Origin of the sequence: Floccifex porci, assembly GCF_009696175.1 — a bacterium.
GTDB lineage: Bacteria > Bacillota_I > Bacilli_A > Erysipelotrichales > Erysipelotrichaceae > Floccifex > Floccifex porci.
Map to the genome: position 1 here is coordinate 29,094 of NZ_VUMM01000005.1, position 11,941 is coordinate 41,034.

Below are 11,941 nucleotides of genomic sequence, written 5' to 3' on the forward strand. Positions count from 1 at the left end.
AAAAGTGATGTATAATACAGTTAGCACTAATGAATAAAGAGTGCTAGGGAGGTGTTTTTATGAACTTTGAAAAAATGTCAGAAAAGTTGCAGCAGATTATTATGAACGCCATTAATCAGGCAAAAAGCTATCAGCATACCAGCGTGGATACCATTGATTTACTGGAAGCTATTTTTAAAGACGATGTCTTAGACGGATTATTTGATAAAGTTCATGTAGACAAACAAAGAGCTTTACAGCTTATTGAACAGGAAAACAATCGAGTAGTAAAAGGAAATGTACAGAATCTGAACTTTTCCAATGAAGTCATTCGATCTTTTGATAAAGCCGAAAAATGGGCAAGTCAACACGATGAAACGTATTTAAGTGTTGCAACTGTATGGTTAAGCTTAATGTTTAATCAATCTTATATTTCAAAAAAACTGGTGAAAGAATTTAATCTGAATGAATCGCAATGCCAGAATATGGAACTGGAAAGACGAAATGGGAAAAAATATGACACACCCAATTCAGAAGAAAATGTAGAAGCGTTAAAGAAATATGGTAGAGATTTAGTTCAGGATGTTAAGGATGGAAAAATTGATCCGATTATTGGACGTGATGATGAAATTCGTCGTGTTATGCAGATTTTATCTCGTAAAACGAAGAATAATCCGGTATTAATTGGAGAACCAGGAGTTGGTAAAACGGCTGTAGTAGAAGGAATCGCCTGGCGTATCATGAAAGGGGATGTTCCTGAATCCTTAAAAGAAAAACGACTGATCGAACTGGATATGGGTTCCTTAATTGCTGGAGCAAAATATCGTGGGGAGTTTGAAGAACGATTAAAAGCAATCCTGGATGAAGTAAAAAAATCAGATGGACAGATTATTCTGTTTATTGATGAAATCCATAATCTGGTTGGAGCTGGTAAAACAGAAGGATCTATGGATGCAGCTAATCTGTTGAAACCAATGCTGGCTCGTGGAGAGCTTCATTGTATTGGTGCAACTACTTTTAATGAATATCGTAAATATATTGAAAAGGATGCTGCTTTGGAAAGACGTTTTCAGAAAGTACAGGTACAGGAACCAAGTGTAGAAGACACAATCAGTATTCTTCGTGGCCTGAAGTCTCGTTTTGAATCGTTCCATGGAGTCCGTATTCTGGATGAATCTCTGATTGCTGCAGCTACCTTATCGGATCGTTATATCACAGATCGTTTTCTTCCAGATAAAGCCATTGATCTGGTGGATGAAGCCTGTGCAACTTTAAAGGTAGAAATGGAAAGCATGCCTCAGGAACTGGATGAATTGCAGAGAAAGATCCTTCAGCTTCAGATTGAAAAAACATCTTTGATGAAGGAAGAAGAACCAAAAGCCGTCCAAAGACGAAACGAAATCGTACAGGAACTGGCAAAATTACAGTCAAAGAAAGACGAAATGCATTCCAGATGGGAAGATGAAAAGAATGAACTGGCCAATGCACAAACGGATAAGCAGGCTCTGGAAAAAGCAAGACTGGACCTGGAACAGGCACGAAATGAAATGCGTTATGAGGATGCAGCCAGACTTCAGTATGGAATCATTCCAGATCTGGAAAAGAAAATTGCCGGTCATAAAGTGCATCAGGAAGATGCACTGATTCAGGAAACGGTGGATGAAGAAAGCATTGCTCGAATTGTATCTAGATGGACCGGAGTGGAAGTATCCAGACTGGTAGAAGGACAAAGAGAAAAACTGCTTCATCTGCAGGATGAACTGGGTAAAAGAGTTGTTGGGCAAGATCACGCTCTTGAACTGGTTACCGATGCGATCTTACGTTCAAAAGCACAGATTCAGGATGAAAATCGACCAATTGGTGCCTTTATGTTCTTAGGACCTACTGGAGTTGGAAAGACCGAAGTTGCCAAAGCTTTAGCACAGCAGCTGTTTGATGATGAAAGACATATTATTCGAATTGATATGTCAGAATATATGGAAAAACACAGTGTGTCCCGTTTGATTGGAGCTCCTCCAGGATATGTAGGATACGATGAAGGAGGACAGTTAACAGAAGCGGTTCGAAGAAATCCTTACAGCATTGTGTTATTTGATGAAATTGAAAAAGCACATCCAGATGTATTCAATACACTGCTTCAGATTTTAGATGATGGACGAATTACCGATTCAAAGGGAGTAACGGTTGACTTTAAAAATACAATTATTATCTTAACAAGCAATCTGGGTTCACAATATGCATTTGAGCCAGGAGATCATTACAATGATTATATGAATGAGGTGAAGACATTCTTTAAACCAGAGTTTATTAATCGTATTGATGAGATTATTGTCTTCAATGCACTGGATTCCAATTCCTTCTCGAAGATTGCGAAAAAATTTATTGGTCTGCTGGCAAAAAGATTGGAAAATAGAGATATTCATTTACAAGTCAGTGAATCCGCTTATCAACAGATCGCAAGTCAGGGTGTGGATCCCGTTTATGGAGCACGTCCTATGAAACGATACATTCAGAAATACATTGAAACTCCAATTGCTCATAAGATCATTGAAAAAGGTGTTGTGAAAGATGCAACAATAAAAGTTGATTTTAATGGTGACTATACATTTGATTGGATAGACGTTTAAAAAACCAGAATATTTTCTGGTTTTTTATTTGACTTAAATAGTTAGTGATGGTAAACTATTTCTAGTTAGAAAGGACTAACCATATGAACTTAACGAATGCAGAGATTGGAAAAGAATATATTATTCAGTCTATCGATACTCAGGATGACGAATTGAACTCCTTTTTATTCACATTGGGATGTTATAGTGGACAAGCAATTACCGTTTTAGCCAATAAAAAGAATGGTATTGTCATTTCAATTAAAGATTCACGTTATAATATCGACTTAAATCTTGCGAATCTGATTTCTATAATTTAGAAATCTATTTTTTAAGTCTTAAAGTTAGTCTTGACTAATAGGAGGGTGTATATGAGAATTGCTTTAGCAGGAAATCCAAATAGTGGAAAAACGACAATGTACAATGCTTTGACTGGAAAAAATGAAAAAGTAGGAAACTGGGCTGGTGTAACAGTGGATAAAAGAGAGAGTTCATTAAAAAAAGGATTCTGTAAAGAGGAGTGTGTAATTGTAGATTTACCCGGTGCTTATTCGATGTCTCCTTTTACTTCCGAAGAAAGTATTACCAGTTCGTATGTAAAGAATGAAAAACTAGATGTTATTATCAATATTGTAGATGCGACGAATTTAAGTCGTAGTTTATTCTTTTCTACACAATTACTGGATTTATCCATTCCAGTGGTCATTGCGTTAAATAAAAATGATATAAATGTAAAAAAAGATACACAAATCAATGAAAAATTATTATCGGAAAAATTAAACTGTCCAGTAATAAAAACCGTTTCAACTTCCAGTGAAGGATTAAAGGAAGTTATTGAAAAAGCGATATTGGTTAAAGGAAAAAAGCAGATCTCCCCTTATCATGAAGCATCTTATGATCATAGTCTTAAATCAGAAGTGGAAAAAGCCGATCGCAAACGATTTGATTTTGTCAGTGAAATCGTAAAACAAGTGGAAACACGTAAAATTGAAACCAATGTAAGAAATCAACAAGATCGTTTAGATGATATAATTACCAATCCATTGTTTGGCCTTCCATTATTTGCGATTGTGATGTTTTGTGTATTTTATATTTCTCAATCAACGATTGGACCATGGCTGGCAGATTATTTAGTGGGGTGGATTGAAACATTCCAGGGATATGTTGGCAATCTATTAGCAAATGCCAATCCATTTTTACAGGCTTTAATTGTAGATGGAATCATAGGAGGAGTTGGAGCGGTTGTTGGATTCCTTCCTCTGGTTATGGTAATGTATTTCTTGTTGGCGTTATTGGAAGACTGTGGATATATGGCTAGAGCTACAGTTGTTTTGGATCCTGTATTCAAAAAAGTGGGTCTGTCTGGAAAATCTGTCATTCCGATGATTATTGGAACCGGATGTGCCATACCTGCAATTATGGCTTGTCGTACCATTCGCAATGAAAGGGAACGAAGAGCAACCGCAATGTTGACACCATTTATGCCATGTGGAGCGAAATTGCCAGTTATCGCATTATTTGCAGGGGCTTTCTTTCCAGATGTTCCATGGCTTGGAACAATGATGTATTTTGTCGGGATCCTCTTGATCTTGATTGGAGCTTTTATTGTAAAAGCGGTAACAGGATTTAAATATCGAAAATCTTTCTTTATTATTGAATTGCCAGAATACAAGATTCCAAGTTTAAAGCTGGCGGTTACATCAATGTTTGAAAGAGGAAAAGCATATATTGTCAAAGCGGGAACCATTATTTTGGTTTGTAATACAGTTGTACAAATCATGCAGTCCTTCAACTGGAGTTTTCAAGTGGTTGAAGCAGGATTGGAATCTACATCCATATTGGCTTCTTTAGCTACACCGATTGCTTACATACTTATCCCAATTACTGGTGTTTGTGCATGGCAATTGGCGGCTGCTTCCATAACAGGTTTTATCGCAAAAGAAAATGTTGTGGGAACCCTGGCTGTTTGTTATGGTTTATCGGCTTTCATTGATACAGAAGAACTGGCATTGATCGGAAGTGGAAATGTTGTTATGACAACAATGGCAATCACAAAGGTTGCAGCTTTGGCATATTTGATGTTTAATTTATATACACCACCTTGTTTTGCGGCACTGGGTGCGATGAACTCAGAAATGAAAAGTAAAAAGTGGTTATTGGCTGCAATCTTTTTACAGTTAGGAATGGGATATACTGTGGCCTTCCTTGTATATCAGATTGGTACAATCATGACTATCCATACATTAGGACCTGGATTTTTACCTGGATTACTGATTGTTCTATTCTTCATTGGATGTATTTTATTGCGGATTCATAAGACAAATATAGAATTGAAGGAGGAAAAATAATATGGCAGATGCGATTGCGATTGGATTAATAGGTATTCTATTATTTTTAGCAATTCGATATATTGTAAAACAGAAAAAAGCAGGGGCACATTGCATTGGCTGTCCGGCACAAAAAGGATGCTGTCATTGTTCAAATAAAAAACTATAGTTTTAAAAAAGACATGATTTCGGATCATGTCTTTTAATCTGCGTTTTCTTTTACTTTTGTATTTGAATAAGCACAATAGCTGCGGACTTTAAATGAATTTCCATCATATGTACCATATACACGAATTTTACCGGTATATTCAATTTCCAGACCAGTAAGTGCGATTTTTTGACCATCGCCTGTCTCCATAAAAGTACCATCTCCATCTAAAGGAACATATCCTTCCATGGCAAAGGTCTGATTGATATACGAATCGGAAGCGTTGGCTATTTCACTAGCCTGTTTTACTTTTGAACCAGGGGCATCTCTTAGATTTTCCCAGTCCGTTAAATCGTTCTTATCCTTTTTAACTTCTTCTTTTTCTGTCTCCTTATTTTCTTTTGTTTCTTCCTGTTCTTCTTCTTCTTTTTCTTCTACTTTGCTGGTCGTACTGGATTTAATTGTAATAGCTAATGTATTGGATTTAACATCTTCTACCTGGGCATATATATGGAATTTACCAGCTGATTTGAATGTTAAGTAGGCAGTATCTCCTTTGACTTTGATTTCTCCACCAAATAAAGAAAAATCATCTTCTGTTAACTGGTAATCAGGTTCTGTATCAATTTCAACTTCAATAGTCTGATTTGTATAATACTTATTATCATCCTCTAATTCCAGTTCAATGGATTTAAGAGATGTACCCTTTTCTTCTTCATCGTCCTTAAATCCACAACCCGTAATAAGAAAAAGTGTTAAGAAACAGGAAAGAATTCTTTTTATTGTTTTCATTTGGAAATCCCCCTTTCTTTCTTTTATTGTAACATAAAAAGATTTTAAAATTGTGTCATTTTATGTTATATTACTAAGGGTTTGAGAGGAATAACATGAATATAGAAAAGGAAATTAATAGAAGAAGAACATTTGCCATTATTTCCCATCCCGATGCTGGAAAAACAACTTTAACAGAGAAATTCTTATTATATGGAGGAGCCATTCAAATGGCAGGAGCTGTTAAAGGAAAAAAACATTCGAAACATGCAGTATCGGACTGGATGGAAATTGAAAAACAAAGAGGAATTTCTGTTACAAGCTCTGTTATGCAGTTTGAATATGACAATTACTGTATTAATATTCTGGATACTCCAGGACACCAGGATTTCTCAGAAGATACATATCGTACATTGATGGCGGCCGATAGTGCTGTCATGGTTATAGATGGTTCAAGAGGAATTGAACCACAGACACGTAAGCTATTTAAAGTTTGTGCAATGCGACACATTCCTATTTTTACATTTATTAATAAAATGGATCGTGAAGCGAAAAATCCTTTTGACTTAATGGAAGAACTGGAAACTGAATTTGGAATTGGAACGTATCCAGTGAACTGGCCAATTGGTTCAGGGGATCGATTTAAAGGTGTATACGATCGAGATAAAAAACACATTCTGGCTTTTGATAATAGTGAAAGAGGAAAAAAGAAAGCGGATAAAATTGAAGTGTCTTTAGATGATCCAGACACATTGTATCAGTTGATTGGAGAAGAATTGACAGATCAGTTAATAGAAGATGTAGAATTACTGGATGGAGCCAGTTATGAATTTGATCTGAATCAGGTTCATCATGGGCAATTGACACCGGTGTTTTTTGGATCGGCTCTGACAAATTTTGGGGTAGAGCCATTCCTTCAGAACTTTTTGAAAATGACACCTTCTCCTCTGGCACGAAAAGCACAGGATACCATCGTAGATCCAGTATCCAGTCCATTTTCTGCATTTGTCTTTAAAATTCAGGCCAATATGAATAAAGCACATCGAGATCGTATTGCGTTTATGCGAATCTGTTCGGGTCGATTTGATAAAGACATGAATGTATATCATGTTCAAAGAAATAAATCGATGAAACTGTCTCAGCCTCAGCAAATGATGGCACAGGATCGTGAAGTCATTGACGAAGCGTATGCAGGGGATATTATCGGGGTATTTGATCCAGGAATTTTTTCCATTGGGGATACTGTATGTGATCCGAAAATGAAAATAAAGTTTGACAACATTCCAACTTTTGCACCAGAACATTTTGAACTGATCATTCAGAAAGACACTTTAAAACGTAAACAGTTTGTTAAGGGAGTTTCTCAAATTGCCCAGGAAGGAGCCATTCAAATTTATCAGGAACCTTCTACCGGTGTTGAAAAAGTATATGTGGGAGTGGTCGGTGTCTTGCAGTTTGAAGTACTGGAATATCGTCTAAAACAGGAATACAATGTAGACATCATACGAGAACCATTGTCTTATCAGTATGTTCGATGGATTCAGAATGAAGACATTGATATAAAATCTTTAAAAATTTCATTGGATGCTAAATTATTACAGGATTTCAGAGGAAATTATTTAATTTTATTTAATAGTACGTATACGATCAAAAGTATACTGGATCGAAATCCAGGATTAATTCTTGCAGAAGTGAATACAAAATAAAAAAATATAGCACTCATATGTTGACAGTGCCAATTTGAAGTTGTATAATTAGCACGTTCGATATAAGAGTGCTAATTTTTATTTTTCAAAGGAGTGATAACATGGCACAGAAACAATTTAAAACAGAATCAAAACGTATTTTAGATTTAATGATTAATTCCATTTATACGCATAAAGAAATATTTCTTCGTGAATTGATTTCCAATGCATCGGATGCAATCGATAAATATTATTTTACAAATCAGGGACATGTGAATTCAGATGAATTGGAAATTCGAATTGATTTAGATGAAGAAAATCGTAAAATTACCATTTCAGATACTGGGATTGGTATGGATGAAACGGATTTAGATGAAAATTTAGGTACTATTGCCCAATCTGGATCTTTAGCTTTTAAAGAAGAAATGGCAAAAGAAGATAAGAAAGAAGAAGATATTGATATTATTGGACAGTTTGGGGTTGGATTCTATTCTGCTTTTATGGTAAGTAAAGAAATCACTGTTATTTCTAAAAAAGAAGGCTGCCCAGCTTATAAATGGACAAGTGATGGTGTAAGTGGATATGAAATTTCTGAAGGTGAAAGAGAAAATCATGGTACAACCATTATTCTGACTTTAAAAGAAGATAGTGATGAAGAAGATTATTCTCAATATTTAAAAACATATAAAATCAAAGATCTGGTGAAGAAATATTCAGACTATATTCGTTATCCAATCCATATGAATGTAGAAACGACAAAAGTTAAAGAAGGAAGCGAAGACAAAGACAATCCTGAATATGAAACAGTAATCGAAGAACAGACATTAAACTCAATGGTTCCTTTATGGAAACGTGCAAAATCACAGATTACACAAGAAGAATACAATCAGTTCTATAAAGATCATTTTTATGATTATTCCGATCCTTTTAGAACAATTCATTTTAATGTAGAAGGAAATGTAAGCTTTAATGCTTTGTTGTATATCCCATCTCGTGTGCCTCAGGGATTCTACAATGCCGATTATAAACGAGGTTTGCAATTGTACTGTCGTGGTGTCTTTATTATGGATCATGCAGAAGATCTTTTGCCAGATTATTTACGCTTTGTCAAGGGTCTTGTCGATTCACAGGATCTATCTTTAAATATTTCTCGTGAATTGTTACAGCACGATCACCAGTTAAAAATAATTGCTTCTCGTATTGAAAAGAAAGTGTTATCCGAATTAACAAATTTATTAACAAAAGAAAGAGAAGAATACGAAAAGTTCTGGAATAACTTTGGTATAAATTTAAAATTTGGATGTTACAACAATTATGGTAGAGACAAAGATAAACTGCAGGATCTATTATTGTTCAATTCTTCGAAAGAAAATAAACTTGTGACATTAAATGAATATGTACAAAGAATGAAAGAAGATCAGAAAGATATTTATTATGTTTCTGGAAGTGATGTAAATTTAATTGACAAATTACCGGTTGTACAGACTTTGAAATCTAAAGGGTTTGAAGTATTGTATTTAACAGATAATGTAGATGAATTTGTGATGCAGTCATTAATGACCTATAGAGAAAAAGGATTCAAGAATGCGGCACAGGGAGATCTGGATATCGATTCTCAGGAAGAAAAAGATGAATTAAATAAAACAAAAGAAGAAAACAAAGAATTACTTGATTTTATGAAAGATTCTTTAGAAGAAGTCAGTGAAGTTCGTCTGTCTTCCAAATTAATTGATGATCCTGTATGCTTAACAGCTGGGGAAGGAATTTCTTTTGAAATGGAACGTGTATTTAATAATATGCCAGACAATCCAATGCCTATGAAAGCCAATCGTATTCTTGAAATCAATCCAAAACATCCAATTTTTGAAAGATTGAAAGATTTATATACAGATGATAAAGATAAAGTAAAAGAAGTGGCGGAAGTCTTATATGACCAGGCTTGTTTAATTGAAGGATTCCCAATTAAAGATCCAATCGCCTATTCAAGAAAAATCTGTGAATTGTTAGTAAAATAAGATGAGTCAAAAAAGATTCATCTTTTTTTATAATGTGCTACAATAAGAAGAGCTTTAAGGAGAAATGGCTTATGAAAGTGATAGATATGCATTGTGATACAATTCTTGCTCTTCTTAATAAAGAAGAAAAACATCAGGAAGTATCTTTATTTAGAAATGATTGTTCCATTGATATTGAAAAAATGAAAAAAGGAAACTATCTTTTACAGAATTTTGCACTTTTCACAGATCAGAATAAAAGAGAAATTCCAGAGCAGGAAACAATGAAATTATATGATATGTATTGTCGTATGCTTGAAGAAAATAAAGAATGGATAAGTCCTGTTTATACTTTTGAAGATATAGAAAAAAATGAAAAAGAAGGAAAAATCTCTTCTTTATTAACTTTAGAAGACGGTGGTGTGGTTTTTCAGGATCTGGCAATGTTAAGAAACTATTACCGAATGGGAGTTCGAATGATCGCATTGACATGGAATTATGAAAATGGAATTGGATATCCCAATTTACTGGTAAATCCCGATTTTATGGATTCCAAAGTACCCAATCTATTACAGAGAGTGGATTCTGTAAATGGACTGACTCCATTTGGCTTTTCTTACATAAAGGAAATGGAGCGACTGGGAATTATTATTGATGTATCCCATTTAAACGATGCTGGATTCTGGGATGTTTTTGATACATGTACCAAACCTTTCGTTGCCTCACATTCAAATGCGAGAAGAATCTGTCCTGTTGCACGAAATTTATCGGATGAAATGATTTTAGCTTTGAAAGAAAAAGGTGGAGTTATGGGACTGAATTTCTGTGGAGACTTTTTAGAATTGCACGATCTTCCCAATGGGAAAAGTCGCATTGAAGCAATGGTAAAACAGATACAGTACATTAAAGATCTGGCTGGAATCGAAGTGATCGGTTTAGGAACCGATTTTGATGGAATCAATTGTGAATGTGAAATTGAAAATGCTTCACAGATGTATCTGTTGGAACAGGCTTTATATGAAGCAGGCTTCACAACAGAAGAAGTTGAAAAAATATTCTATAAAAATGTTTTGCGTGTTTACCAAGAGGTTTTAAAATAAGAATATGAATCGATATCTTAAATTCAGAAAGCTATTAACAGCACAAAGAATTATTATCTTTGGGTTTCTATTTGTAATCTTAACGGGAACTTTGTTTCTTCTTCTTCCGATATCCAGAAATGAAAGTGTTTCTTTTATTGATGCCCTTTTTACAGCAACTTCCGCAACTTGTGTAACTGGTCTAGTAGTAAATAATACAGCCACTTTCTGGTCAAGCTTTGGACACGTTGTGATTTTACTGTTAATTCAGATTGGTGGAATGGGAGTAATCACATTAGCTATTTTAATTGGAATCTTATCTGGAAAGAAGATTGGTTTATCTTCTCGTTCTTTGATGCAGGAATCCATCAGTGCTCCATATGTGGGAGGAATCATTCGATATTCGAAATTCTTTATTAAAGGAATTTTTTTAATTGAAATTATAGGAGCTGTATTGCTGATGTTTCAATTTATTCCAGAATATGGTCCAAAAGGAATCTGGTATTCTATATTTCATTCTATTTCTGCATTCTGTAATGCAGGATTTGATTTGGTATCCACTCCAGATACACCAGGTTCTTTAATGAAATACGCCTATAATCCATTAATTAATACTGTAATCTGTTTATTAATTGTGATTGGTGGAATTGGTTTTATCACATGGTCTGATTTTCAGAAACATCGTTTTAAATTTCAAAAATATTCATTACAGTCAAAACTGGTTCTGGTGACAACCGCAATATTATTGCTTTTTCCATTTTTGTTTTTCTTTTTCCATGAATTTAAAGATTTAAGTATCTCTCAAAGATTCTGGGTATCTATGTTCCAAAGCGTAACATTACGAACTGCAGGATTTAATACTGTTGATTTTTATGGAATGAGTGAAGCCAGTCGTCTGATCATGATTCTAATGATGCTGGTAGGAGGCGCTACTGGATCGACAGCTGGGGGAATGAAGGTCAATACTTTGGCAATTATAGTACTAGCTTCCTTTTCTATTTTCTTTAAAAGACAGGATGTTACGGTATTTAAAAGAAGAATTGTAGATGAAATCGTATTAAATGCTTTAACCATATTTATGATGTATGTATTTTTCTTTCTTGCCGGCGGTATATTATTGAGTATCTTTGAAAATCTTCCTATTCTGACTTGTTTATTTGAAAGTGCTTCGGCATTAGGAACAGTTGGATTAACAATGGGAATAACCTCTTCTTTACATACTTCCAGTAAGATTGTACTGATTATTCTGATGTATTTAGGTCGTGTAGGAGGATTGACTTTCATCTATGCAACGGTTTCAAATATAAAAACGTATTCTAAATTGCCACAGGAAAAAGTTACGGTTGGTTAGT

9 protein-coding genes are annotated in these 11,941 nt (G+C 34.6%); 8 read left to right on the top strand and 1 reads right to left on the bottom strand.

The genetic code is table 11. The annotated features are described in order from the left end of the window. Positions 1–59 precede the first annotated feature (59 nt). From FYJ50_RS04050 to FYJ50_RS04065, 4 genes are all read left to right on the top strand, one after another. Complete coding sequence (locus FYJ50_RS04050) at positions 60–2,606, top strand: ATP-dependent Clp protease ATP-binding subunit (RefSeq protein ID WP_154459747.1); 2,547 nt, start codon at positions 60–62, stop codon at positions 2,604–2,606. An 83-nt stretch (positions 2,607–2,689) separates the two neighbouring features. Beyond that, positions 2,690–2,905, top strand: coding sequence for a FeoA family protein (locus FYJ50_RS04055; RefSeq protein WP_154459748.1), 216 nt, complete (start codon positions 2,690–2,692; stop codon positions 2,903–2,905). A gap of 51 nt (positions 2,906–2,956) precedes the next feature. Continuing rightward, entirely contained in the window at positions 2,957–4,933 is a 1,977-nt protein-coding gene (feoB, locus tag FYJ50_RS04060) for a ferrous iron transporter B (protein WP_154459749.1), read from the top strand. A 1-nt stretch (position 4,934) separates the two neighbouring features. After that, complete coding sequence (locus FYJ50_RS04065; RefSeq protein ID WP_154459750.1) at positions 4,935–5,081, top strand: FeoB-associated Cys-rich membrane protein; 147 nt, start codon at positions 4,935–4,937, stop codon at positions 5,079–5,081. 33 nt (positions 5,082–5,114) lie between these two features. Here the strand turns inward: FYJ50_RS04065 and FYJ50_RS04070 are convergent, their stop codons facing one another. Continuing rightward, complete coding sequence (locus FYJ50_RS04070) at positions 5,115–5,852, bottom strand: hypothetical protein (RefSeq protein WP_154459751.1); 738 nt, start codon at positions 5,850–5,852, stop codon at positions 5,115–5,117. Positions 5,853–5,947: 95 nt separating this feature from the next. Here FYJ50_RS04070 and FYJ50_RS04075 point away from each other — a divergent pair, with 95 nt between their 5' ends. The 4 genes from FYJ50_RS04075 to FYJ50_RS04090 all read left to right on the top strand — a co-directional run bounded on the left by FYJ50_RS04075 (position 5,948) and on the right by FYJ50_RS04090 (position 11,940). Next, positions 5,948–7,537: a peptide chain release factor 3 gene (locus FYJ50_RS04075; protein WP_154459752.1), complete on the top strand. Its 1,590-nt coding sequence runs from the start codon at positions 5,948–5,950 to the stop codon at positions 7,535–7,537. A gap of 101 nt (positions 7,538–7,638) precedes the next feature. After that, positions 7,639–9,531 (top strand): molecular chaperone HtpG, encoded by a 1,893-nt coding sequence (gene htpG, locus FYJ50_RS04080; protein ID WP_154459753.1) that lies wholly within the window; start codon positions 7,639–7,641, stop codon positions 9,529–9,531. A 71-nt stretch (positions 9,532–9,602) separates the two neighbouring features. Beyond that, complete coding sequence (locus tag FYJ50_RS04085) at positions 9,603–10,610, top strand: dipeptidase (RefSeq protein ID WP_154459754.1); 1,008 nt, start codon at positions 9,603–9,605, stop codon at positions 10,608–10,610. A gap of 4 nt (positions 10,611–10,614) precedes the next feature. Further along, entirely contained in the window at positions 10,615–11,940 is a 1,326-nt protein-coding gene (locus tag FYJ50_RS04090; protein ID WP_154459755.1) for a TrkH family potassium uptake protein, read from the top strand. Position 11,941 lies beyond the last annotated feature (1 nt).

What these genes read in the sequence shown, in the direction of transcription:
- FYJ50_RS04065 (WP_154459750.1), top strand. Translation starts at nt 4,935, where the DNA reads ATGGCAGATGCGATTGCGATTGGATTAATAGGTATTCTATTATTTTTA.
- FYJ50_RS04075 (WP_154459752.1), top strand. Translation starts at nt 5,948, where the DNA reads ATGAATATAGAAAAGGAAATTAATAGAAGAAGAACATTTGCCATTATT.
- FYJ50_RS04050 (WP_154459747.1), top strand. Translation starts at nt 60, where the DNA reads ATGAACTTTGAAAAAATGTCAGAAAAGTTGCAGCAGATTATTATGAAC.
- FYJ50_RS04085 (WP_154459754.1), top strand. Translation starts at nt 9,603, where the DNA reads ATGAAAGTGATAGATATGCATTGTGATACAATTCTTGCTCTTCTTAAT.
- htpG (WP_154459753.1), top strand. Translation starts at nt 7,639, where the DNA reads ATGGCACAGAAACAATTTAAAACAGAATCAAAACGTATTTTAGATTTA.
- FYJ50_RS04055 (WP_154459748.1), top strand. Translation starts at nt 2,690, where the DNA reads ATGAACTTAACGAATGCAGAGATTGGAAAAGAATATATTATTCAGTCT.
- FYJ50_RS04070 (WP_154459751.1), bottom strand. Translation starts at nt 5,852, where the DNA reads ATGAAAACAATAAAAAGAATTCTTTCCTGTTTCTTAACACTTTTTCTT.
- FYJ50_RS04090 (WP_154459755.1), top strand. Translation starts at nt 10,615, where the DNA reads ATGAATCGATATCTTAAATTCAGAAAGCTATTAACAGCACAAAGAATT.
- feoB (WP_154459749.1), top strand. Translation starts at nt 2,957, where the DNA reads ATGAGAATTGCTTTAGCAGGAAATCCAAATAGTGGAAAAACGACAATG.